The sequence below is a fragment of the Vibrio sp. Vb1755 genome (assembly GCF_033338635.1).
GTDB classification, from domain to species: Bacteria; Pseudomonadota; Gammaproteobacteria; order Enterobacterales; family Vibrionaceae; genus Vibrio; species Vibrio alginolyticus.
Genome location: NZ_JAWOTA010000021.1, coordinates 54,829 through 80,103 on the forward strand (window position 1 = coordinate 54,829; position 25,275 = coordinate 80,103).

Annotated in this window: 20 protein-coding genes and 1 pseudogene; 15 read left to right on the forward strand and 6 right to left on the reverse strand. The window is 45.6% G+C overall.

Annotation, left to right across the window (positions count from 1 at the left end; genetic code table 11):
• Positions 1–19: 19 nt before the first annotated feature.
• Entirely contained in the window at positions 20–2,122 is a 2,103-nt protein-coding gene (locus R7E00_RS17000; protein ID WP_025768541.1) for a TonB-dependent siderophore receptor, read from the reverse strand.
• Positions 2,123–2,267: 145 nt separating this feature from the next.
• On the opposite strand from R7E00_RS17000, the gene R7E00_RS17005 reads away from it, so the two are divergent.
• From R7E00_RS17005 to gcvA, 6 genes are all read left to right on the forward strand, one after another.
• On the forward strand, positions 2,268–4,121 hold the full coding sequence (locus R7E00_RS17005) for an ABC transporter ATP-binding protein (RefSeq protein WP_042521744.1): 1,854 nt from the start codon (positions 2,268–2,270) through the stop codon (positions 4,119–4,121).
• Positions 4,122–4,358: 237 nt separating this feature from the next.
• Positions 4,359–5,393 (forward strand): DUF4118 domain-containing protein, encoded by a 1,035-nt coding sequence (locus tag R7E00_RS17010; protein ID WP_042521742.1) that lies wholly within the window; start codon positions 4,359–4,361, stop codon positions 5,391–5,393.
• Positions 5,390–6,088, forward strand: a complete 699-nt coding sequence (locus R7E00_RS17015) for a response regulator transcription factor (RefSeq protein ID WP_017635309.1) — start codon at positions 5,390–5,392, stop codon at positions 6,086–6,088. The genes R7E00_RS17010 and R7E00_RS17015 overlap by 4 nt, the downstream gene beginning before the upstream one ends.
• Before the next feature lie 151 nt (positions 6,089–6,239).
• The gene (locus R7E00_RS17020) at positions 6,240–6,893 is read left to right on the forward strand and encodes a potassium channel family protein (RefSeq protein WP_005375180.1); all 654 of its coding nucleotides are present in this window, start codon (positions 6,240–6,242) and stop codon (positions 6,891–6,893) included.
• A gap of 1 nt (position 6,894) precedes the next feature.
• Positions 6,895–8,259, forward strand: a complete 1,365-nt coding sequence (locus R7E00_RS17025; protein WP_262605979.1) for a TrkH family potassium uptake protein — start codon at positions 6,895–6,897, stop codon at positions 8,257–8,259.
• Positions 8,260–8,506: 247 nt separating this feature from the next.
• Complete coding sequence (gene gcvA / locus R7E00_RS17030) at positions 8,507–9,433, forward strand: transcriptional regulator GcvA (RefSeq protein ID WP_047103923.1); 927 nt, start codon at positions 8,507–8,509, stop codon at positions 9,431–9,433.
• A 94-nt stretch (positions 9,434–9,527) separates the two neighbouring features.
• Here gcvA and R7E00_RS17035 read toward each other — a convergent pair whose 3' ends face one another.
• A complete protein-coding gene (locus R7E00_RS17035; protein WP_258481735.1) occupies positions 9,528–11,264 on the reverse strand; it encodes a BCCT family transporter in 1,737 nt (578 codons plus the stop codon).
• Between the two features lie 319 nt (positions 11,265–11,583).
• Between R7E00_RS17035 and R7E00_RS17040 the strand changes: the two genes are divergently transcribed.
• From R7E00_RS17040 to R7E00_RS17065, 6 genes and pseudogenes are all read left to right on the forward strand, one after another.
• Positions 11,584–12,771, forward strand: coding sequence for an aromatic ring-hydroxylating oxygenase subunit alpha (locus R7E00_RS17040; protein ID WP_213907574.1), 1,188 nt, complete (start codon positions 11,584–11,586; stop codon positions 12,769–12,771).
• A gap of 1 nt (position 12,772) precedes the next feature.
• Complete coding sequence (locus R7E00_RS17045) at positions 12,773–14,209, forward strand: aldehyde dehydrogenase family protein (protein ID WP_053303840.1); 1,437 nt, start codon at positions 12,773–12,775, stop codon at positions 14,207–14,209.
• 142 nt (positions 14,210–14,351) lie between these two features.
• A pseudogene (locus R7E00_RS17050) lies at positions 14,352–14,513 on the forward strand (rubredoxin); the annotation flags it as partial.
• On the forward strand, positions 14,502–15,785 hold the full coding sequence (locus tag R7E00_RS17055) for an NAD(P)/FAD-dependent oxidoreductase (RefSeq protein ID WP_258481747.1): 1,284 nt from the start codon (positions 14,502–14,504) through the stop codon (positions 15,783–15,785). The pseudogene R7E00_RS17050 and the gene R7E00_RS17055, both read left to right, overlap by 12 nt.
• A 12-nt stretch (positions 15,786–15,797) precedes the next feature.
• Positions 15,798–17,114: an NAD(P)/FAD-dependent oxidoreductase gene (locus R7E00_RS17060; protein ID WP_258481734.1), complete on the forward strand. Its 1,317-nt coding sequence runs from the start codon at positions 15,798–15,800 to the stop codon at positions 17,112–17,114.
• The gene (locus R7E00_RS17065) at positions 17,111–17,461 is read left to right on the forward strand and encodes an ethanolamine utilization protein EutQ (RefSeq protein WP_005375208.1); all 351 of its coding nucleotides are present in this window, start codon (positions 17,111–17,113) and stop codon (positions 17,459–17,461) included. The genes R7E00_RS17060 and R7E00_RS17065 overlap by 4 nt, the downstream gene beginning before the upstream one ends.
• Before the next feature lie 226 nt (positions 17,462–17,687).
• On the opposite strand, the gene azu is transcribed toward R7E00_RS17065, so the two are convergent.
• The 4 genes from azu to norR all read right to left on the reverse strand — a co-directional run bounded on the left by azu (position 17,688) and on the right by norR (position 21,845).
• Positions 17,688–18,140 (reverse strand): azurin, encoded by a 453-nt coding sequence (gene azu / locus R7E00_RS17070; RefSeq protein WP_005375211.1) that lies wholly within the window; start codon positions 18,138–18,140, stop codon positions 17,688–17,690.
• A gap of 335 nt (positions 18,141–18,475) precedes the next feature.
• The gene (locus R7E00_RS17075; protein WP_213873844.1) at positions 18,476–19,126 is read right to left on the reverse strand and encodes an HAD family hydrolase; all 651 of its coding nucleotides are present in this window, start codon (positions 19,124–19,126) and stop codon (positions 18,476–18,478) included.
• Positions 19,127–19,395: 269 nt separating this feature from the next.
• Positions 19,396–19,914, reverse strand: coding sequence for a hypothetical protein (locus tag R7E00_RS17080; protein WP_005375218.1), 519 nt, complete (start codon positions 19,912–19,914; stop codon positions 19,396–19,398).
• A gap of 398 nt (positions 19,915–20,312) precedes the next feature.
• On the reverse strand, positions 20,313–21,845 hold the full coding sequence (norR, locus tag R7E00_RS17085) for a nitric oxide reductase transcriptional regulator NorR (RefSeq protein WP_262605980.1): 1,533 nt from the start codon (positions 21,843–21,845) through the stop codon (positions 20,313–20,315).
• A 190-nt stretch (positions 21,846–22,035) separates the two neighbouring features.
• Between norR and norV the strand changes: the two genes are divergently transcribed.
• The 3 genes from norV to R7E00_RS17100 are packed head-to-tail and all read left to right on the forward strand — an operon-like array spanning position 22,036 to position 25,076.
• Entirely contained in the window at positions 22,036–23,538 is a 1,503-nt protein-coding gene (norV, locus tag R7E00_RS17090) for an anaerobic nitric oxide reductase flavorubredoxin (RefSeq protein ID WP_374041476.1), read from the forward strand.
• Between the two features lie 8 nt (positions 23,539–23,546).
• The gene (gene norW / locus R7E00_RS17095; protein ID WP_213895933.1) at positions 23,547–24,695 is read left to right on the forward strand and encodes an NADH:flavorubredoxin reductase NorW; all 1,149 of its coding nucleotides are present in this window, start codon (positions 23,547–23,549) and stop codon (positions 24,693–24,695) included.
• 42 nt (positions 24,696–24,737) lie between these two features.
• Positions 24,738–25,076, forward strand: a complete 339-nt coding sequence (locus R7E00_RS17100) for a DUF1971 domain-containing protein (RefSeq protein ID WP_005375231.1) — start codon at positions 24,738–24,740, stop codon at positions 25,074–25,076.
• The last annotated feature ends 199 nt before the right edge of the window (positions 25,077–25,275 follow it).

A 25,275-nucleotide genomic window follows, 5' to 3' on the forward strand; every position in this document is an offset into this window, starting at 1 on the left:
GAGGGGAGTAGAAGTACAATTACCAGCGGTAGTTTGCGTTTAGCATAACAGAGCGAGACTGGCCGTAGTAACACCAGTAATCGCAACCTGAAACAAACTCTTTATCTAGGATGTTGTTCACGTTTAGCTGTGCTTGCCACTGTGAAGTGATGTCGTAAGTGACTGACGCATCCCAAAGAGTGACAGAAGGAACCGTTAGGTTCGAGCTCTTAGGGTTATCTTTTGACTCACCTACGTAGCGCACACCAGTACCGATATTGAGGCCTGGAATCAGGCTGTAGGCGCTGTAGTCTACCCATGCAGACGCTTGATGCTCAGGAATAAGTGCGGCTTGTTTTTTACCTTGGCCAAAGCTCTCATCTGTTTTCGCTTTAGTGTAGGTGTAGCTTGCCATCAGTTTTAGATCGTCGGTTAGCTGCGCCGTGCTTTCTAGCTCAATACCTTGAGATGTCACTTCACCTGTTTGTGTCGCAATCCATGTTGATGGGTTAGTGACCAACGCGTTCTTTTGCGTGATGTCGAACCATGCAAGGTTGATAAAGCCATCCATAAAGCTTGGCTCATACTTTACACCCACTTCTACTTGCTCGCCTTCCAGCGGTTTGTAAAGTTCATTGGTTGCCGCATCAATAGTGCTGATCACTTCAAACGACTGAGAGTAGTTTGCGTAAGGTGACAGGCCATTGTTTGCAAGGTACATCACACCCGCACTTAGAGAGAGCTGACCATCATCACGAGATTCACTTTGATCAACGGTAGCGCCCTTGCCAGAGTTTTCTGTTTTCACCCAGTCGTAACGAGCACCTATGTTACCAATCCACTGTTCATGCAGTTTCAATTGGTATTGTGAATAGAGACTTGCTTGAGATTTCTCAATCTCACGTTTCACGTTGTTGGCAGGATCAAGAGGGGTGAAGTTGCCGTAAACTGGGTTCCACGGGTTGATAGTGCCAAATGCATAGTTGTCTTGCTCGTCGCCATCGGTTTTGTGGAATTGCAGATCCATACCGATAAGCACTGTGTGCTCTGCGTTGTCTGTCATCCAGTTGCCGACAGCATTGTTATCGAACGTGATGCTCTGGTTTTTTCCGTCACGGAATACGATGCCTTGCGTTAACTCTTCTTTCGCTGGATCGTTGTTTGAGAACGCGTAAGAGCTGCGCAAGTACAACTCATTCGAACCGTAGTTGAGGTTTTGCGAGAGTGACCACGTGTCATTGATGTCGTGCTCTAGTAAGTAACCTAGAGAAAACTGCGTGCGTTCGTATTTATCGTAGTTTGGCTGACCAAGGTTAGTCGAAGGATCGATTTTGCCAAAGTTAGAACCAATCAGAGTACCTGCTGCCGGGAAGAATGGGTTAGTTGGTACACCGTCATCATGAAGGTAAGTTGCCAAAACGGTCAGCATTGTACGGTCAGAAATGTCGAACTCGACACTTGGCGCTAGGTAGAAACGCTCGTTATTTGTGCCGTCCAGTTCACCATCTTGGCTTGTCATCAAGCCAACCAAACGATAGCGCACAGTGCCTGCGTCGTTTGCTTCGTCAGCAATGTCAAAACCTACGGATTGGTGTTGGTTGTTGCCAACTTCGACTTTTACTTCGCCTTGAGGCGTAAACGTTGGTTTTTTCTGAACAGCATTCACGATACCGCCTGGTGCCGATTCACCAAACAGAATAGCCGATGGACCTTTAACGACTTCTACACTTTCTAGGCCGTAAGGTTCGACCAACCATGTGTAGTAACCATCGCGGAATAGGCGGTTGCCGTTTAGGTAAGTCGCTGCATCAAATCCACGAACTTTGAACCAATCAGTGTCGTTGTCTGCGCCATAAGGCTGAGCGGTTACACCAGACGTGTAGCGTAATGCTTCATCTAGCTTTTTCGGTGCACGAACACGAAGTTCATCTTCAGAAATGATAGATACGCTGCGCGGCGTTTCTGCTGCAGGGGTTTCTACTTTAAGTGCTTGCGCGGTGACCGTTATGGTCTCCATGGCAATCACGTCATCTTGTACGACGTCTTCTTGAGCTTGTGCTGTGAATGCAACCACTGCTGTAGGTGCTAAAGCACAAACCAACGCGTTGCGGATAGCGATGGTCAGTGAGTTATTCTTTTGCATAAATCTATTCCCGATAATTATGATTAACGCTAAGCTTAATTGTAATTATTATCATTTGAGCTTTTGTTTCGGTATTTTACTGACTTTTGTATCAAAAGATAGTAAAACGTTCGCAAATTCATTCGCGGTACCTAAAGTCATTGTTATGTTCAATTGGTTTGAAAAGCTGACCCAACCCTTTCCCCAGATGGAAACCGAAAAGCCACCGAAGACGCTATTTGGCTTTTGTCGTTTTTACACTCGTGGCTTTGAAGCCCCTTTACTCGTTATGGCTGTGTTCAGTGCGCTTATTGCCATTACTGAGGTGACGCTGTTGCGTTATATGGGCGAGCTCGTCGATATTCTCTCTAATCAAGATCGCGCAACATTCTGGCAAGACCAGGGTGATCGCATGCTAATGATGCTGTTCTTAGTGGCGGTTGTGATGCCAGCTCTCGGTTTTGTCCACTCAATGGTGATGCACCAAACGTTATTGGGTAACTACCCGATGTCTATCCGTTGGTTGATTCACCGTTACTTGCTAAAACAAGCGGTTGGATTTTTCCAGCGTGACTTTGCAGGCCGAGTTGCGACCAAAGTGATGCAAAGTGCGTTAGCGGTACGAGAAACGGTCATGAAGCTGGTGGATGTACTGGTTTATATCAGCGTTTATTTTCTTTCGATGCTCTGGATGATGGGCGAAGCTGATGGTTTGCTAATGTTGCCTATTGTGATTTGGATAGGAATGTACGCGGTTATCCAGTTCTACTTTATCCCTAAAATGAAACAAGTAGCGACGGAGCAAGCGGATGCTCGTTCTGTAATGACTGGGCGCATTGTCGATTCTTACACCAACATATCTACCGTAAAGCTATTCGCGCACTCGCAACGAGAGTTGGAATACGCAGAAAGCAGCATGAAGCAATTTTTGGTGACGGTTTACCGCCAAATGCGCATGGTGACTTGTTTACTGTTTAGTGTGGATGCCATCAACTATTTGCTGCTGATGTCTATTAGTGCCATTTCGGTTTATCTATGGCTAGATCACGCTGTAACAATTGGTGCTATTGCGATTGCCATCAGTATTGCGTTGCGCGTACAAGGTATGTCGAAGTGGATCATGTGGGAAGTTAGCGCACTGTTTGAAAACATCGGTACAGTAGTAGACGGTATTAATACGATTTCAAACGATGTTGAAGTGAAAGACGTACCAAATGCTAAGCCTTTGCAAATCTCTCAAGGTGAGATCTGCTTTGATCACGTAGGTTTTAACTACAGTGATGAGAAGGCAGTATTTGAGAACTTGAATCTGACTATCAAACCGGGCGAAAAAGTCGGCATTGTCGGTCGCTCTGGGGCAGGTAAATCCACGTTGGTCAACTTGTTGCTGCGCTTTTACGACGTAAATAGCGGTAAGATTTGTATTGATGGACAGGACATTTCTCAAGTTGAACAAGAGTCGCTTCGCCAACACATCGGTATGATCACGCAAGACACCTCTTTGCTACATCGCTCAATTAAAGAGAACATTCTTTACGGTGATCCAGATGCTTCAATGGATGCCGTTATCGCAGCTGCTGAGAAAGCACATGCTCATGATTTCATTCAATCTCTACGAGACGAGCAAGGTAACGTTGGTTATGACGTTGAAGTGGGTGAACGCGGTGTGAAGCTGTCTGGTGGTCAGCGTCAACGTGTGGCGATTGCTCGCGTTCTGCTGAAAAACGCGCCAATTTTGATCATGGATGAAGCAACGTCTGCACTTGATTCAGAAGTAGAATCGGCAATTCAAGAAAACCTTGAAGTTCTGATGGAAGGAAAAACAGTGATTGCGATTGCTCACCGTTTATCAACGATTGCCGCGATGGATCGTTTGATTGTAATGGATGACGGCAAAATCATTGAGCAAGGCTCGCATTACGAGCTGCTGCAATTGGGTGGTGTTTACGCTCAGTTGTGGAAGCATCAAACCGGCGGTTTTTTGTCTGAGCAAGGTGATGCTCAACTGCAAGTCATCTAATATGACGCTACACGAAAGAGGAGCAAATGCTCCTCTTTTTTGTGTCTGTCGTTTATACCGAGTAAGTAGGCGTTAATGGGCAACGTTAACTTGTGATTATTCATTGAGTTAGGCCAACTTAATGATGATTATGTTTATAACTCACTGTCGTTATTGAATTTTTTACGCTTTTTTTACGCGAACTCCGAATGGGCTTTTGCTAAAGTTTTCTACATCGAATTTTGGTTGATGTATTTTATGTTTGTTCAATGGCGAGATAACACCTTTCTCTTTTCTACTACCGTGATTGTTGGCGCGGTTGTGGTCTCATGGCTGTTAGACCAACTGTTTGGCTCTACAGCCGCAGTCCTGCTGATTTTACAGTTAGCAGTCGTGGTAGTGGCGTTTCAATGCAACTCGCGATTCGCTTATGCGGCGGCGGTGATCGAAGCGTTGAGCTTCAACTTCTTTTTCACGACGCCTCGTTACTCTTTGCAGATGTTTCGTCCGGAAGACATTTTTAATTTAGTCGTGTTTATGGTGGTGGCATTTATCACCAGCACCTTTGCGGATCTTTATCGTCGCCAGCAGGGAGAATTAAAACAAACCAAGCTGCAAAACAGCATCCTGCTATCGGTGTCCCATGACCTACGCACGCCGTTGGCAACCATTATTGGAACACTGACCACACTCAACGAGTACATGCCCAAGCTCAATGACTTAGAGCGCAAAGAATTGCTCGACAGTGCGACTTCAGAAAGCCACCGCTTGCATCAATATATAGAGAACCTCTTACAGGCGACTAAGCTCCAACACGGCACATTAAAAATTACCAAAAAAGATGAGCCTATTGCGAATATTGTGCGGGATGCGGTTTCTCGTTTGCCGAATTACACCGAGAAAGTATCCATGAATATGGATGATGCCGTTGGCTATTTGTCAGTAAGTCGTTCGCTCATCGAACAAGCGATTTTTAATGTGCTGGATAATGCCATGCGATTTTCACCAGAGAATGAATCTGTCGAGGTTTCACTTTCTAAGCAGGGTTCGTCGTGCGTGATTGATGTTCGGGACATGGGGATTGGCATCAAAGCTGAAGATGCGGAAAAAATATTCAACCTTTTCTATTCCGGTGTGAACAACAAATCGGCCGATTCAGGCACCGGAATGGGACTCGCGGTTGCCAAAGGCATCATCATCGCACACCAAGGAGAGATTCAATCTATGCCAGTATCAGAAGGGACGCTGATCCGCATTCTACTTCCACTCAATCAAGGAGCAGAGCAGGCGTGAGTTACAAAGTTTTAGTCGTGGACGATGAGCCTCGCATTCATACCTTTATTCGAATTTCGCTGTCTGCTGAAGGGTTTGATTACATTGGCGCGAGTACCATTGCAGAAGCCAAAGCGTGTTTCGAAGCACATTCGCCGCACGTCATTCTGCTAGATTTAGGCTTGCCCGACGGCGATGGGAAGGAGTTTCTCACTACGCTTCGTCAGACGTATAAAACGCCAGTGCTAGTGCTGACGGCTCGCGATCAAGAAGAGGAAAAAATCCGCCTTTTAGAAGCGGGCGCAAATGATTACTTGAGCAAGCCTTTTGGCGTAAAAGAGCTCATCGCGCGCATCAAAGTGTTGGTTCGAGATTTGGTGGATGAGCAATCCATCGCTGATGAGCTGGTGGCTGGCCGAGTCAAAATCATCAAAAGTACTCACCAATTTTGGTTAGATCAGAGGGAAATTCCACTCACCAAGAAAGAGTTTTCATTCATTGAACAGTTGATTCTCAAACCGGGAAAACTCATTGAGCAAACTCATTTGCTAGCGGTGATTTGGGGAAAAAGTCATGTCGAAGATACTCACTACTTACGCGTGTTAGTGAGTCAACTACGCAAAAAACTGAACGATAGTGCTGACGAACAGCGGCTCTTAAAAACCGAGCCGGGGCTGGGTTATCGTTTAGTGCTAGAGGCGTCCAAGCACCACTAAATTCCAAATTTAATCAACGTTAATGCCAAGGTTTAGTGCTGGTTATCGGCACTCGAACAGGATTCGTGTTGCCTATTTTCCGTGACGGAAAATCAGTCTAGCCCTTAACGCATTAGCATTTTCTATACATAAAACACAGTTAGGTATTGATATGGCTCACTTTACAGTAATTGGTCTAGGGCGATTTGGCGTTGCCGCCAGCTTAGAACTTATTCATCTTGGACACACCGTAACGGGGGTGGATAGCGACCCGAAAATCGTCGAAAAATACGTCGAGGAGTTAACGCAAGCGGTCATATGTGACGCAACAGACGAAGGTGCACTCAGAGAATTAGCGTTAGCGAACAGTGATGTGGTGTTGGTGGCGATTGGCGAAGACATGCAAGCCAGTTTGTTGTGTACGCTGGCGCTGAAAAATCTGGGTGTGAAATCCATTTGGGTCAAAGCGAGCACCAAAGCGCACCACACCATCGTGTCTAAGCTTGGTGTACAACGCATTATTCATCCGGAAGAGGAGATGGGCGTAAGAGTCGCGCAGGCACTCAACTATCCGATGGTGAACAACTATTTGGAAATGGGTCATGGTTTGTATGTGGTGGAAATCCACGTTAAATCCAATCTGCACGATACACCGCTTTCTAAGTTGATCAGCCGAGGCAGTTACAACATTCAGCCTATCTTGGTGAAGCGCGAAGAAGCCGTCTACACCAATATCAATGATGAGTTTGTGCTTAATGAGTTCGACACGCTGTTGCTTTGTGGTAGTCGCGCTGAGCTGAAATACGTCGCTCCAAGGTTGGTGTAACATGGTTTTGTGGCATCCCTCTATTATCCCGATCGAGCGAAAACCCAAAGCGGGCAAAAAATTGTTGGGCGCACCGCCGCTGATACTTAGCCTCAGCTTTGCGTGCTTGATCATGCTCGGCACGGTCTTACTCAAACTGCCGATTGCCACCACAGAGCCCATCACTTGGATTCAAAGCCTGTTTACTGCGACATCGGCCATTACGGTGACGGGATTAGTTGTGGTAGACACGGGCACGGCGTTTACGCTTTTTGGGCAAGTGGTTATTGCTTTCCTGATTCAATGTGGTGGCCTAGGTTTAATGACGTTTGCCATCGTGACCTTGCTGGCTCTGGGCGGAAAAATTGGCTTTTTGGAGCGAGCAGTCGCGAGAGAGGCGTTCAACCAGACTGATTCATCGACACTCATTGCCACTGCTAAATCTGTATTGATGTTCGCTCTGCTCGTTGAACTTATTGGTTTCACTATTTTGAGCGTTTATTGGAGTGAAGAGCTGGGCTGGGAAACCAGTTTGTTCCATGGTTTCTTCTACACCATCAGTGCGTTTAACAATGCAGGTTTTGCGTTGAGTGCCGATAGCTTAATGCCTTACGTGGACGACCCGGTCGTTAACTTCACCATTACCAGTTTGTTTATTATTGGTGGTTTAGGCTTCTCGGTTTGGATTGACTTAAAACGCAATCGCCGTTGGCACCGACTCACCGTTTACAGTCGAATGATGATCTTAGGCACGATGATCATTAACGTGGTGGCACTTATCGCGATTTACCTGATTGAATATGACAACCCCAACACGCTTGCCCCGTTGAGCGAAGCAGGGAAATGGTGGGCATCGTGGTTTCAAGCGGTGACTCCAAGAACGGCAGGGTTCAACACCTTAGCTATCGATCAGTTGGAAGATGCCACAACGGCGATCATTCTGGTGTTGATGTTTATCGGCGGTGGATCATTGAGCACGGCAAGTGGTATTAAAGTTGTGACATTTATGGTGTTAGTCTTGGCAACTTACAGCTATTTGCGTCGTGATGAAGCAACCTATGCCTTTCAACGCGAGATTCCCAAAGAGACCATAAGCAAGGCATTGGCGCTGACTCTGATCTCGGTGGGTGTGACTTGGTTTGCCATATTCACGCTGTTACTGACAGAGAAAGCGTCTATGTTAGACATTATGTTCGAAGCAGTCTCGGCACTGGGTACGGTTGGTTTGTCGCGTGGCTTAACGGGCAGTTTGTCCGAACCGGGTGAGTTAGTGATCATCTTCATGATGTTTATGGGACGATTAGGGCCCCTTACTTTGGCGTACTTCTTAGCCAGTCCAAGAAAGAAAAAAGCGCGTTACGCGAGCACTAAACTGGCAATAGGGTAAATGGGCTAACTCGTACAAAGTGAGCAAAAGGTTAGGCAAAAGAGGAGTAACTGCTCCTCTTTTTGTGCTTGTTGTAGCCACGAAACTGTATACGGCAGTCTCTCTCACAACAATTTATGATTCATCTCTATTTTTTATCATTTATAAATTGTCGTTTTTGAGGTGTTGTCCAGAATGGCATTATCCACGTGCAACATAAGATTGCCGGGAATAAAAATAATTACAATACTGCCTTACTGGAAGATACATGAAAATCAAACCCCTCCCACCTTTAAATAGCCTCGTTGCGTTTGAAGCGTCGGCGCGGCACTTGAGTTTTACGTTAGCCGCTGACGAGCTAAACGTGACCCAAGGTGCTATCAGTCGCCAAATTAGACAATTAGAAGAATACTTAGGCAAGGCTATGTTCACGCGAGCCAATCGAAGCATTAATTTAACGCCTACAGGTCTTCAATATTATCAAGCTGTCAGCCAATCTTTGCTCGATATTGCTCAAATCACGGGTGAAGTGAAGAAATGGCAGGGCGAACAAAAGATCACGGTTGCGACGACAAATGCAATGGCAGCCTTGTGGTTGTTGCCTAAGGTTGCTCAATTTCAAAATGAACATGATGACATCGATATAAGGATATTGGCCTCAGATAATGTGTTGGACTTACGCCGATTAGATTGCGATATCGCTTTGTTTTATTGTCGCACTCCACCTGCGGAAATGGATGTGACAACGCTATTTTCAGAAGAAGTCTTCCCTGTGTGTAGCCCGCTTTATTTAGAGAAAATAGGCCAGCCTAGTGAGCCAGAAGAAATCTTCAATAAAACGTTACTCTATCTGGAAGAGTCTCAAAGAGATTGGGTGAATTGGGAGCAGTGGTTTGCAAGTGTGGGGTTGCCAAATATTTCGCCTCGTAATCGCATGAACATCAATAACTATCCAATGCTGTTACAAGCGGCAATTAATGGTCAGGGAATCGCGTTAGCCTGGGGGTCATTAGTGGACGACTATTTACAAAGCGGTGCTTTAGTTAGGCCAGTCGAACACGTGCTTTCAACACCTTCCAATTTCTCTATGCTTGAACCTAAAAATAGAGGTTTAATCCCAGCAAGCGTCAAGCGTTTTAGAGAGTGGCTTTTGCAACAGTTGCCAGATGAGGTGGGTGATCGAGGTTTAGCCTAAATCAATAAGCAGAGAAAATAACAGAGTTTGGTCATGTTAAAAAGCGGGAGTACCAGTTCCCGCTTTGTTTTAATTGATTGGATGAAACGACGCACTAACTTAGTACTGGTCCCTGATTGAGTGTGGAATCATCTTTTAGTGAGGATGTTGAAGCGATAGGCTGGGAAGCCACAGTTTTGCTTTCAACAAGCGGTTCAACAGGACCATCAAGTTTCTCTTGCTCTGGGTGAACATGCTCAGGCAGCATTGCCCATGGCTTAGGTTCGCGTCGAATACTATGGAACAGCGTTAAGCTCATCACCGCGATAAAAATGGCGATAGGGAAACCGGCAATAATGGAGGCCGTTTGCATTGCTTTTAACCCTCCTGCGTATAGAAGTACTCCCGCAATGGCTGCGATCATGATCCCCCACAATACGCGTATAGACGTAGGAGGCTCACTGTGTCCAGCGGCATCGAGGGTACATAGAACTAAGGTACCTGAGTCAGCGGAGGTAATGAAATAAGTACCGAGTAATAAACACGCAAGCACGCTAAGGAGTTTACCAAACATACCTGTATCTAGGTTGTCGAATAGCGTAAACAAAGCGCGTGTAGTATCGGCTTTAGTCGCTTCAAGAATCGGGCCGCCAGAAAAATCCGCAGGTGGTGTTTGTTTGGCTTCTTGTGCCGCAGTGACTTGCTCTTGATGAGCAACACGAGCGTCTTGCTCTACCTTCAACGCTGCACCACCAAATACTGAAATCCATAAGAATGTGATCAGCGTGGGTACGATGAGAGCACCGCCGATAAGCTCACGTATTGTGCGTCCTTTAGAGATACGAGCTACAAACATGCCAACGAAAGGCGCCCAAGTCATCCACCAAGGCCAGTAATAAGCCGTCCACCAGTTTTGCCAGCCAGAGTCATTCTGTGCATCGCTCCATAAGCTCATACCGACAATGTTTTGTGCATAAAGCCCCGTGCTTTCAAGTAGCGTATTTAAGATATAGCGAGTTGGGCCAATATAAAGTACGACCAGCACGAGTGCGAGTGAAAGCAGCATGTTCCATTCTGATAAACGGCGAATACCTTTCCCTACACCAGATAGCACCGACGCAACCGCACAAGTACAAAGGGAAACGATAATAAAGAGTTGAATCCCCAAACTAATGTCTAGACCAAAGGCTTGATTCAAACCAGAGTTTATTTGGATAACTCCCATCCCCAAGGTTTGAGAGATACCGAAAGCAGTCACCGCGACTGTTAGGATATCAACCGTGTGTCCGATAGGCCCATAAATACGATCGCCAATCAAAGGGTACAAGATAGAGCGTAGGGTAAAAGGCAGATCTTTACGGTAGGAAAAGTAAGCTAATGCGAGCGCCACAATGATAAAGACAGACCAAGGATGTAGACCCCAGTGAAAGAATGTCAGTTTCATTGATGTTGTTGCGGCTTCATTGGTCAGGCCTTGAGTAAATGGGTTGTCAGCGTAATGCCACATCGGTTCGGCGACCGACCAGAAAATCAAGCCTATCCCCATGCCTCCGGAAAAAAGCATGGATACCCAAGACAAATAACTAAACTCTGGTTTTTCGTCATCTTTACTCAAACGAATATGCCCATATCGACTAACCATAAGGTAAAGAAGAAAACCGACAACGAGTGAAACAAGTCCGATGTAAAACCACTTCATATTCTGTAGCAAAATGCCGGAAATCGTTTCGAAGTATTGGCCCGCTTGATTGGCGAGAATGGCGCAGAAAAGTACAAAACCGATAACGACGATCTTTGATGCGATTGTCACAGTCGGATTGAGTCCTTTCAATATCCCAGATGTTGCTCTCATAGGCATCCCTCACAGTGCGTTTGTTTTAGTATTATTGTTTGTTGCGTTATTGTTAATTTTTGAAAGAGAGTAGAGAGAGGGCTTTTGTGTTTCAACTGATTAATACTCATCGGTTAATGAGTATTAATCATGACAAGAAGATCATTGTTAATTAAAAGGTTACTTTTTTGTTCGAGATCAATGCATGAATGACAAAAACTCATCCAAGTCCGGCGAAAAAGTCGTTTGTTTGTTGCCGGGTTGTTAATCAAAATCATCTCCACTAACACAACACGATGTTGTACGCACTGGATGCAACTCGACTCTCGGAGATAAGAATATGAGCAATGTCAACCAAACCATTATTCCTGTTGAACTTGTTGATAATGTACTGAACCCAATCAGTGAAGCAACAGGAATGCCGAATCAGGCCTACACCAGCGAAGAGTATTTTACTTTTGAGCGTGATCAGGTGTTTGGTAACACTTGGGTATGTATTGGTTTTGCATCAGACCTGCTTAAAAATGGTTATGTGATGCCACTTGATTTCATGAATCTTCCACTACTCATGATGAGAAATCGCCAAGGTGAAGTCCAAGTTTTCCACAACGTATGTAGTCATCGTGGTATGAAGCTGGTTCATGAGGCAGGCGAAGTTCAAGGCATGATTCGCTGTCCTTATCATTCATGGACGTACGATCTTGACGGCAATCTAAAAGGCACACCACACATTGGTGGTATCGCAAAACACAAAGATGATCGATTTAAGTGTGAAAAACATGGCCTTAAGCCACTTCGTTCAGCCGTTTGGATGGACATGGTATTCGTCAACTTATCGGGCAATGCAGAAAGCTTTGAAGAGCATATCGCGCCGCTAGAGCAACGTTGGCAGCAGTTCTTAGGTGAAGATGGGTTAGGTCTTCTTCGCCGCGTGAACATGGGTGGCAACTTAGAGATCGAAGTAAAAAGTAACTGGAAGCTTGCCGTAGAAAACTACTGTGAGGCTTACCACTTACCTTGGGTGCACCCGAGTTTGAACAGTTATTCTCGCCTAGAGGATCACTACAACATCATGTTTGCAGAGCGTTTTGCTGGCCAAGGTAGTCTCGCATATAACCTCTCTGATACTGCAGGAACACACTTACCTAAATTTCCAAACTGGCCAGAAGATAAACTGCGTCATGCAGAATATGTTGCACTCTTTCCAAACGTGTTGCTTGGTATTCAAGCCGATCATGCCTTTGCGATGATGATTGAACCAATCACTGCGAATAAGAGTGTTGAGCACCTACGTGTTTTCTATGTGGGTGATGAAGCAACGAAAGATGAGTTCGCTGCGTGCCGTACTGCTACCGTTGAGTCATGGCGAGTCGTATTCGGCGAAGATATTGGAGCGGTCGAGGGCATGCAGGAAGGTCGTTACTCACCTGGCTTTGGTGGTGGTGTGTTCTCACCAGAAATGGATGTTCCGACGCATTTCTTCCAAACCTGGTTGGCAAAGCAAGTGAAAGCGGCACTGGAGCAGTAATATGATGCATTACCTTAATTATATTGATGGTGAGTGGTGCGATTCAGAGCAAGCGCTGACCGTCATGAACCCTGGCACAGCCGAAGCGTATGCGACGATTGCAGAAGCCACTATCACCGATGCCGATCGCGCAATGGCAGCGGCACGTCGAGTGGTCTATCAAGGTCTTCTTTCGGACGTTCGTCCCGCCGTCAGAACCGAGTGGATGTTAAAAGCCGCCGCAGCTATTCGTGAAATGGTTGATGAAGGTGGGTTAGTTGCCTGTCGTGAAAATGGGAAATCTTTGCAAGATGCCAAAGATGAGTTTTTAGAGTCGGCACGTTACTTCGAATACTACGCTGGCATGGCCGACAAGCTGGAAGGCACGTCAATTCCGTTGGGTAAAGACTATGTCGACTTCACTCAATATGTGCCGTTTGGCGTGTCAGTGCAGATTGTGCCGTGGAATTTCCCTGTCTCTATTTGTGCACGCTCATTGGCACCTGCATTAGCCGCAGGTAACGCAGTGGTGATCAAATCGCCAGAGATTTCTCCACTTGCCATGACGTTGTTGATTAAAGCGATTGAAAAAGCGGGCTTCCCAAAAGGCACGATTAACTTGCTATGTGGCAAAGGCTCAGTCGTTGGCAGTCATTTGGTGCAGCACCAAGAGGTCGATCAAATTGTCTTTACGGGTTCTGTTCCAACTGGCCAACGCATCCTGCAAGATTCAGCGCAACGCGCTACTCCATCGGTGATGGAGCTGGGTGGTAAATCGGCTGCTATCGCGCTGAAAGATGCGAGCCTCGAAACACTTTTGAAAAGCGTTCAGGTCGGTATTTTCTTTAACGCTGGTCAAGTTTGTTCGGCAATGTCTCGTTTGCTGATTCAAAAAGAGCGTTATGAAGAAGTAAAAGCGGCGGTTGTGGAAATGGCAAAAAGCCTAACCATTGGCCAAGGCGAAAGCCAGCCGGACATCACACCGTTGGTATCGGCTGATCAACAAGCGCGCGTGCTTGAAATGATAGAACAAGCAAAAGCCGACGGCGCGAACATCCTAACGGGTGGCTACGCCCCTGATTTGTCGGGTTACTTTGTGGCACCGACGGTGATTGAAGCCTCACCAGATATGCGTATTGCTCAAGAAGAAGTGTTTGGCCCTGTACTGGTAATTACACCGTTTGAAACCGAGCAAGAGGCCGTTGAAATCGCGAATGGCACCGATTTTGGCCTGGTCGCTGGTGTCTTTGGTGAAAGCCTAAACCAAACATTGCGTGTGGCACAGCAACTGCGTGGTGGACAAGTGTTCATCAATGAATGGTTTGCTGGTGGCATCGAAACACCATTTGGTGGCGTGGGCTTGTCCGGGTTTGGGCGAGAAAAAGGACAAGAAGCGATTTATAGCTACGTCCAGACACGCAATATTGCCATTCGTTTGCAGCAAGACAGCAACGTATAGCTACCGTGTAACTGTATTTTCATCACCTCGTACCGGCTTGGATTTCAGACCACAAGCTAGGGCGAGGTTGATGGAATCGCTACAAATCTGACAGCGGTTTGTAAACACGGAAATTCTGAACAAGGTAGTTGGAGTAAAAGTGATGAGAAAGTGGCTCTGTATTATTTGCGGCTTAATCTATGATGAAGCACAAGGTTGGCCATCCGATGGCATTGCACCAGGAACAGCATGGGAAGATGTACCGGATGACTGGTTATGTCCTGACTGTTTAGTGGGTAAGGCCGATTTTGAAATGATCGAAATCACCGACGATGTGCCACTAGAAGAGGTTGCAGTGGTGTCTTCGGTGTCGGTAGAAGCATCTGTTCAGCCAAATACGGCTCAGCCTCTTCCATCTGAAGTTACTCAACCTGTATTCTCAAATGACCCTATCGTTATCATCGGTAGTGGCCACAGTGGTTACCAGTTGGCGGCGGCACTTAGAGCACAATCCGAGACGGTTGCTATCACCGTCTTTACCGCTGATGATGGCGCTCTGTACAGCAAACCAGCTTTGTCTAATGCGTTGGTCATGAACAAAGACGGCGACGCGCTGCAAAGTGAAAGCGCGTTGAAGTGGGAAAGCCGTCTCAATATCCGCGTTTACCCGCATACGCGTGTTGAACAGATCGATCGTGCCAATTCAACGCTACATACCTCCATCGGTAAATACGCCTACAGCCGCTTGGTACTGGCAACAGGTGCATCACCGATTGAAATCCCAATTGAGGGCGATCGCTCTTGGGTTATGAGTGTGAACGACTTAGTTGACTACCGCCGTTTCAGATCGGAGCTGCAAGACAAAAAGCGCATCGCGATCCTAGGTGATGGCTTAATTGGCTGTGAGTTCGCGAATGACCTGATCGAAAGCGGTTATGAAGTGACAGTTATCGGGTTGGGTCAATGGCCAATGGAGCGTTTGATCCCGCAACAGTTGGGTGAATCATTACAAAGCGCACTTGCCGAACGAGGCGTGCAATGGGCTCTACAAGACAGTATCGCCAGAATCGAGCCAAGGTCCGAATCCAGTGCGGTTTTACATCTGAACAGTGGCAAGCAGATTGAAGCAGACCTAGTGCTAAGCGCGGTTGGACTCAAACCAAATGTTTCTCTGGCTGAGCGCGCGGGGCTCGAAGTGGGCCGCGGCATTAAAGTGAATCAATTCGGCCAGACGAGTGATGAGAGTATTTACTCGCTAGGCGACTGTGTTGAAACGGAGCAAGGTTGGCAGCCGTATATTGCACCGATTAATCAAATGATCCCTTCTGTAGCGAAAAGCTTGCTAGGCGATGTCGCCCCTATCTCGTTAACACCAACTCCAGTGATTGTAAAAACGCCGATTCTTCCACTCACGATTTTCCCGGTAGCCGCTGAAGAACAGGGACAATGGTACATCGAGAACCAAGCAGATGAATTGACCGCTGCGTTTTATTCACCAGAAGGAGCAATGCTCGGTTTTGCGTTGCTAGGAAGAAAAGTACAGTCATTACGCGGCCCTTGGCTAGATCAATTGTCATTGAAACTGTCAGCAGCGTAGCGGAGAAAAAAGATGATTCATTTACCCAATGATGACGTGACGTGTGGTTGGTACCATGCGTTGCCAAGTATTCCAGAAAAATCGGCGTTAAAAGGTAAACAAAGTGCTGACTATGCCGTGTTAGGTGCCGGTTTCGCAGGCCTAGCTATGGCAAGACGTTTAGCTGAACTTATGCCTAATGCACGAATTATACTGATTGATGCGCAACGTATCGGCCAAGGGGCTTCAGGAAGAAATTCGGGCTTTGTTATCGATTTGCCTCATAAGTTTTCACTTGAGCATCCCGACCCTGAGCACAAGCAAAAGTTATTATCACTCAACCGTTCTGCGATTGCTCAGCTAAATACTTTAGTGTCGAAGCACAGTATTTCTTGTCAGTGGTCAGCAAAGGGCAAATATCAAGGAGCCGTAGGGGCGCGCGGTGAAGCGTATCTCGATCACTTTGAGCACCTAATGAAAGACCTTGGCGAACCATACTTCCATGTTAATGGCAGTGAGCTGGCGAGAGTCTTGGGAACAAACTACTACAGCCGCGCAATTTACACGCCAGGTGGTTATTTAATGCAACCTGCTGCTTTGGTGCGTGGGCTAGGGGAAAGCCTTCCAGAGAACGTCGAGGTGTTAGAGAACTCGCCAATCCGCAAGCTCAGTAAAGAAAACGGTTGCTGGGTATTACATGGAGATAGTGGCTCTGTTGAAACCCCTGAACTGCTGCTTGGGACCAGCATTTTTACTCGGGAGTTTGGTTATCTTAAAAACAGACTACTTCCAGTGATGACGTTTGCAAGCTGGACGCGTCCATTAACCGACGCAGAAATGCAACGATACGGAGGTGAGCTGAATTGGGGGTTAACTCCAGCTGATCATGCGGGAACGACGTTACGTATGACCGCCGATCGACGTATTTTGATCCGCAATACTTACAAACACGTGCCGAAATATGGCTCAAGCATGAACGATAAAGTCAGAGAACAAATTCGCGACGATCATCGTCAGGTCTTTCTGGCGCGTTATCCCGAGCTGGCCGACGTACCATTTACTCACACATGGGGTGGGGTGTATGCCATCTCTCGTAACTTTACTAACTTTTTCGGTCAATTAGATGAAGGTGTTTATGCCAGCGCTTGTGACAATGGTGTTGGTGCTGCGTGGGGAACCATTTCTGGAACACTGTTAGCTGACTATGTCGTTGGTGCGACATCTAAATCATTGGATGACATACAGCAAGTGACGGGAATGCCTTGTTTGAATCCGCCAGAGCCTTTTTTAGGTTTGGGAGTAAAAACGCGTATCCAATTAGCAAAATGGCAAAGCCGGAGTGAATTATGAAGCAAGTCAAACTTGTTGATAGTAAAAGTCTAGATTTCAATGTTCGTGGTGATACGCCGGGAATGGCGTATGTTGCCAGGGCGTTAAGCCCAGAAATTTCACCAAACATTGGCGTAGGCTTTGCTAAATGGGAAGGCGCTAAAGTGGCTTGGACAGTGCTTTATGATGAAGTTATTTTCGTGATTGAAGGCTGTTTCGAGCTGACCGCAAATGGTGAAACACATTTTGTGCACCCAGGTCAGATGCTGTGGATACCGGAAGGAACTGAATTGGTTTATGGTGGGCATGCTCTGTTCGGCTATGTGGTTCATCCAGGAAACTGGAAAGAGTTACATGGTATTGAATGACTTTTATCATTTAGTAGTGTTTCGGAAAGGCAAAACAAAAATCCGATTTTTACCCATGAGTTTTCGTAAAAGAACTTAATCTCAATGGAGCAAGGGTTTCTTACTTGCTATGTTTCTTGGTCACGTTTCCAGACGTGTTAGACCTTTCTAAATTGCCATTTTATCTATCAAAAAGGGAAGCCTTGGCTTCCCTATAATGAGTCTTCTTTTGGCTTGGCTAAATCTTTTATTTTAGCTCAAATTTACCCTGCATGATTGCCCAGTGACCCGGGAATGAACAGAAGAATGAATAGTCACCGCCGGCTTTCATTTTCTCAGTACTGAACGTAATGCTGGTGCTTTCACCGCCACCAATTACTTTTGTGTGAGCGTAGACGCGATCATCATTTGGTTTTACGTAGTTATTTTCTGCTCCAGCTGCCATGCCATCAGTACCGACTGCTTGTAGGTTGGCTGTGTCAGAGATGACCACGTTGTGACCCATCGATTGCGCTGGCATCTTACCTGTGTGATTCAGCGTTAGTTTTACCTCTTTACAAGTGGCTGGTACGCTCAATGTTTTAGTAGAAAACTGCATCATATCGTTAGCATCTAATGACACTTCACACTCGGCACTGGCTTGGGCACCAAAGCTCATTCCGACTAATGCGAAGGTTGTTGCTAATAAACGTAAAGACATATAACACTCTCCATTTTGTATTTTAGGCTGACTTGGATTGATCTTATCCAATAGTTCTCATTATCAGCCAATTTTCACTCCAAAAACGTGCTTCAATCGGTATATTGACGTTTTGTTGCAAGCTTGTACTGGTCAGTTCCGCTATTTGATCACTCAAATACCTTATTTCATGCGATTGCGTGAGTTAAATCAAAAGTCGTGATTAGCCAGAGTTAAGGTGAAATTAATCTCGCTAAACGGGTGGAAGAATCGTTTGGTTTTAAGGTATTGGAGAGGTTTCAAGAAAGAAGCTCAGCTAAATTGCTGAGCTTCTAGAGAACAGACGACAAGTAGGCCTAGCGAGTTTGCTTTAACGTGTGCAACACATCATGCAGTGAAGGTGCGACAGTATGGCCTAATTGCTTTATTTCGTCACAAGGCTCAACCAAATCAGGAATTTGATAAGTGATCATGTTCGCTGCTACCGCAGCACGTACGCCATTATTTGAATCTTCAAAAGCGAGACATTTGGTTGGATCTACGCTTAGACGACTTGCTGCAAGCAGGTAGATCTCTGGATCAGGTTTGCCGTGTGACACTTCACAGCCTGTCGTTAAGTTGTCGAAATACTTGCTTAGGCCCGCTAATTCCAACTTCTTCTGTGCCACTTCTTTTGCTGTAGAAGTGGCGACTGCAATTGGCAACCCTTGGCTTTTCAACCACTCAAGCAGCTCAATCACCCCTTCTTTTACTGGTATCGCTTGGTGCTTAACCACAGCGTCGTAACGGTCGCGCCACTCTTGGTGTAAGCGGTCAAGATCATCCCCATAAGCTTTACGAAAAATCACTTCAATGCCCGCTGCATTGCGACCAATGATTGAAAGATAAACATCTTTATAGAAGGGTAGGTTCTGGGCTTCACATGCTTCTTGGAAAATATGCATACAGACGCGCTCAGTATCAAGGAGCAAACCATCCATATCAAAAATAGCAGCTTGGTAGTTCATTACATTAAGACTTTTTGGTTGGGATGGCGCATTTTGACACAAGCAGATCGGTTTTTCTTCTAAAAATTAGAACTTGATTTTGATCCTATGAGTTCACATTGCCTCTGAACACACTATACACAGAGTCTATAAACTAGGTGTGAAATATAATGTTTTTAAAATTAGAAAAATTTCAGTTAAATAGATAAAACTCTATCTTAATATAAGCTAGAGTTTTATTAATATTCTATTGTTATTTTAACTATTGGATAATTTATTAATAGTTGAAATTAATAATAAAATAATACCAAGTCACGATTGTTTACGACTGCATGAGTGTACCAGCTCTTGACTTCAGATATTTGTTGCTCTGATAAGCCTCCGAAGTCAACGTTATCTTGGTGAATATCTTGATTTTTTATCATAAAAACAACAGGGAAATCGTCAGGGAATGGGAATTTTATAGGATAATCGGTATTAGTGAATGGAATATCGCAGAAATCGTTTACATCGCAAGGATACCAAGAGTTATTGGATAAGTAATAACCAGTTATCTTACATATAGCTTCAAGCAAGTAAGCATAGGCGTAACCTAAGTGACTGTATTTTATCTCTTCAGACAACATTTGCATAAGAAGCTCTTCAGCTCGGATGCTTTCGCCACTACTTTCCAGCATTTCATTAATCACTTTAAAGGAGTCTTGACACCTTTCCATGATGGCTTTTTCTAGCTCTGGATTACGCTCATTCTTTAGTACGTTAAAAACCTTTTCAGTATCTAATGAATATACTGTCGCCCCATATCCCATATTTTATTCTCCTCACTTTTATACAGTTAAATTCATTTAAGTGTTTTTATCGAAGGGATTATATTTTGATGTTTTTTGAAGGTAAAGTGTATACATAGAGGTTATATTTATTATGATGAACTTTGAAAGTTTAGATTCTTAAAATAAATACTATATATTTAATTTTATTAGATCTGGCTCATAAAAATACCTTAACTATTATTGTGTTTATTGTTAAGGGTTATTAAATCTGTGAGGTGGTTCAAGACAATGAAATTTAGAAGAAAATACCGTCAAACTTAGGTAGCTATTCTATCTGAGCACTCAGCCCACTACTTATGGTGGGCTGAGTGCGCGGTTGGGCATCAGGCACATTATTTGGCGATGAATATGCCATATTAGGTGATATTCGTTAGTGTCTATTTTATCCCTAGGCGTTTTGCTAATCGGTGCAAATTGCCGTTATCTAATTCAAGCTGACGTGCAGTTGCTGCCCAGTTACCTTGGTTCTCTTCCAGAGCTCGAACAATCATCGCTTTTTGGAAGGCATCTGTGGCAGGCTTCAATCCGCCTTCTGGTAGCTCAAGCCGAGAGTTTGGTTCCGCTTCTTCAATGTTCTTGATGTTCTGATTCGGCGTTCGGATATCAAAATCTTGCTCAACCAACTCAATGTCCAAGGCGTGAGTACGCGCTTTTGCCAAAACACCGGCACGTTTAATGACATGTTCAAGCTCTCGCACGTTGCCTGGCCATGAATAGTCTTTGAGTGCTTGCACCAAAGTGGGGGACAAACGAATGCTGTTTAATCCCAATTTGCTTCTTAAGCGTTCGGCAAAAAAGCCTGCGAGTAACACCACATCGTCTTCACGTTCACGAAGAGGTGGAACATGAAGCGGGAAGACGCTTAGGCGGTGATATAAGTCGGCTCGGAAGCGACCAGCAGTCACTTCTTCATGCAATATACGGTTAGTTGCGGCGACAATGCGTGTGTTGACTCGAATATGGCGGTCATCACCCACACGTTGAATGTCTCCATATTGTAGAGCTCGAAGTAACTTGGCTTGCAGCTCTAACGACAGTTCGCCGACTTCATCCAAAAACAGTGTGCCGCCATCGGCTTGTTCGAACTTACCTTTACGATTGCTGATCGCGCCCGTAAATGCGCCTTTGATATGTCCGAACAACTCGCTTTCCGCGACTGATTCGGGCAGCGCCGCACAGTTGAGGTAAACCAAGGTATTGTTAGAGCGGCTAGAGCGATGGTGAATAGCGCTGGCAACCAACTCTTTACCTACGCCCGTTTCTCCCATCACTAGCACAGACAATTCCGTATCGGCGACTGCATCAATCTGCTCTTGAAGATTCTTCATCCCCTTAGAGTTGCCAATGATTTCATTACTTAAGGTGCGTTTCTCGGCGTAAGAGTCGCGTGGCAGGCTCGCTTGTGTCTCGAGCTGTTCTAGTAGGAGTGCAGTGTGCAAGCCACCTGCTGCCAATGCGCTGACAAAACGTAACTCTTGGTTGCGTAGCCCATCAAATTGGTTGGGATCGAAGGCGTCAATCGTAATGGCACCAATCAGTTGATCGTCGATCAGTAGAGGTAAACCAATGCAGGAATGGACATGCAGTTTGTCATCGTGGTTTGGAATCAAGCCGTCGTATGGATCAGGTAAGTCGCTGTCAGAGGGAAAGCGCACGATGTCGCCTGCTCGGGCAATGGCTTCTAATCTTGGGTGCTGCTCAATGGAGAAACGGCGTCCAAGCACTTCTTTCGCCAATCCATTGATCGCTAAAGGTTTAAAGTGCTGGTCTTCATACAAAAGAAGGGCAGAAGAGTCACACTTCAATACCTCTCGAATCGTGGTTAGTAACGTATCAAAGCGAGCCTGTTGAGTGAGCGCCGAGTTAAGGTCTTGCGTGATGTGTAGCCATTGCGCGATTAAAGAAGTCATAGCCAATACCGATTGTGTCAATATGACTATTGTAGTGTCTTAATGACAATTTTCAACTGTGTCTAAATGACAGTTGTTAAAGTTGGTTTTTAATTAAAGCATTGAAATATATAGTAATTAAAAGTTGGCACGCCCAGTGCAATACAAGAAGAAATTATTTTTGTTTATCCCGTCATTCAAGGTAGTAATTATGACAATTCACGTAAAAAACAACATTCACTGGGTAGGCCAACGCGATTGGGAAGTTCAAGACTTCCACGGTACAGAATACAAAATGACAAAAGGTACCAGCTACAACAGTTATCTAATTCGTGAAGAGAAGACCGTATTGATTGATACGGTCGATCATCGATTCAGTCAACAATTCATCCAAAATTTAGAAATGGAAATCGACCTTAAGTCTATCGACTTTATCGTAGTAAACCATGCTGAAGAAGATCACTCAGGCGCATTGTCGGCATTAATGGAGAAGATTCCGAACACGCCAATTTACTGTACAGAAGCGGCGATTGATTCCATCGTTGGTCATCACCACCATCCCGAGTGGAACTTCAAAACCGTAAAAACGGGCGACAGCATCGATATTGGTAACGGTAAGCAATTGGTGTTTGTGGAAGCGCCGATGCTGCATTGGCCAGACAGCATGATGACTTACCTAACGGGCGATGCAGTGTTATTCAGCAATGACGCATTTGGTCAGCACTACTGCGATGAACGCTTATTCAATGATGAAGTGGATCAAAATGAGTTGATGGAACAGTGTTTGCGTTACTACTCAAACATCCTAACGCCATTCAGCAGCTTGGTAACCGCTAAAATCAAAGAAGTGCTGAGTTTCAATCTGCCTGTCGACATGATCGCAACATCACACGGTATTGTATGGCGCGATAATCCAGTTCAAATCATCGAGCAATACTTGGCGTGGGCAGACAATTATCAAGAAGATCGCATTACGATTTTCTACGATTCTATGTCAAACAACACTCGAATGATGGCCGATGCAATCGCGCAAGGCATTCACGATGTCGACCCTGGCGTGGCGGTCAAAGTCTTTAATGTCTCTAAGCATGATAAGAATGAAATTCTCGCCAACGTATTCCGCTCAAAAGGCATCTTGGTTGGTTCGTCTACCATGAATAACGTCATGATGCCGAAGATCGCAGGCATGCTAGAAGAAATTACTGGTTTGCGCTTTAAAGCGAAGAAGGCCGCAGCATTCGGTAGTTACGGTTGGAATGGTGGCGCGGTGGATCGTATCCATGCTCGATTGACTGACGCAGGTTTTGAAACCGCAGTGAGCTTGAAAACCAAATGGCGACCAGATGGTAAAGCGATGCGTGAATGTCGCGAACATGGTCAGAACATCGCAAAATTGTGGGCAAAGCATGACCTGACAAGTCCTGTTATTTCTCCTGCGATTACTGCATCTGTACCACAAGTTCAATCACAACCCGTTGCGCCAGTGACAACACAAGCGGTAGTAGATGCTGCTCCTAGCAACCCTAGTACTGAGGCGCATCCCGCAGATTGTCAATGCATGGTTTGTACGGTTTGTAATTGGGTATATGACCCAGCTAAAGGCGAGCCTAACCAAGGTGTTGAACCGGGTACAGCTTGGTCGGAAGTGCCAGATTACTTCTTGTGCCCAGAATGCCATTTAGGTAAAGACGTTTTCGTTGAATACAACGGTTAGGAGGGAATATGCAAGCACCTATTGTGATTATTGGTAGCGGCTTTGCGGCTTACCAATTGGTGAAAACAGTGCGTCGAATGGACGCACATATTCCGCTGCAAGTGTTTACTGCTGATGATGGCGCGGAATACAACAAGCCCGATTTGAGTCATGTATTTAGTAACAAGCAAACTGCCCGAGACTTGGTAGTTAAAAGTGGTGAGGCGTTTGCACAGGAACACAACATCGAACTGTTCGCCCATACCAAGGTTGAGCATGTCGACGTGCAAGCTCAGCAAGTGGTCGCCAACGGCCAAACCTATCCTTATTCCAAACTGGTGTTTGCGACAGGCGCGAAAGCCTTTGTGCCGCCAATATCTGGTGGTGCAGCACCTGAGGTGATAACGCTGAACTCGCTACAAGAATATCAATTAGCGGAAGAGCAAATTAGCCGCGCGGAACGAATTCTAGTAATGGGTGGTGGTTTGATCGGCGTCGAGATCGCCATGGATCTCGCAACCAGTGGTAAAGCCGTTACGGTGGTTGAGCCAAATCCCCGTTTGCTCGCTAACTTGATTCCTGAATTTGTTGCATTGCGGCTGGAGAATCAACTTAAGCAGCAAGGTATTCAACTTGCCTTAGAGACTGGAGTTGTCGCGATCAATCACTCGGATGATTCGCTGGTGGCAAGCTTGAGCAAAGGTAAGGAAATCGAAGCCGATGTAGTGATTTCAGCTGCGGGTTTACGTGCTAACACTTGGTTAGCGAAGGCTTGTGGGTTGAGTGTCAATAAAGGCATCGAGGTGGATGCTCGATTACAGACATCAGCAGCCAATGTGTTCGCATTAGGCGATTGTGCTGAGATCCAAGGTCGAATGATGCCGTACCTCCAACCGATCGTGCTAAGTGCCAATGCTTTGGGCAAACAACTACTGGGGCAAGAAGCAGAGTTGAAACTACCGCCCATGATGGTAAAGGTCAAAACGCCGAGCTACCCAATTCAATTGGCAGGCGATTTTAGTTCGGTGACGAACTGGAGCGTGCAGATTTCTCAAACTGGCATTGCCGCGAAAGCAGAAGATGAAAATAGCCGACTCATGGGCTTCGTCGTGACGGGAGAACAAGTTACGCAAGCATTTCCATTGCTTCGAGAGTTGTCTCAAGCCGGTCAGGCTTAACCGATTCAAACGAAAAGAATTGTAATTAGAGAGGGTATTATTATGTCGCATCTACGAATTCCTAAAGACTGGACTGTTCAACGTTCAACGCCTTTCTTCACTAAAGACAATGTGCCACCAGCGCTACTGACTCATCACAATACCGCTGAGGGAGTGTTTGGACAGCTTTGCGTCATGGAAGGGCAAGTGACTTACTACGGCTTTGCTGATGAAAATGCCACAGAAGCAGAAGTAGTGGTGGTGATTAATGCAGGCCAGTTTGCTACAAGTCCACCGCAGTACTGGCACCGCATTGAGATGAGCGATGATGCTCAGTTCAACATCAATTTCTGGTCGAACAAGGACAAGAGTGGGCAAGCGATGTTCCATGCTAAGCAGTAGTAAACCTTTTTAAGTGCTTTGACTGTTATGATAATCGTCAAGTAAAGGGGTGTAGAAGACGCAATAAACGAACTGAAATACTGGATCATCGAGACCGTGGAAAGAGAAATCACGAGTAATGATTTCAATTCTTTAGTAGCATGTTACGAAACATTTCAGTCAGGTGAACTAAGGGAAGCGTGCAATGGAAAAACAACGA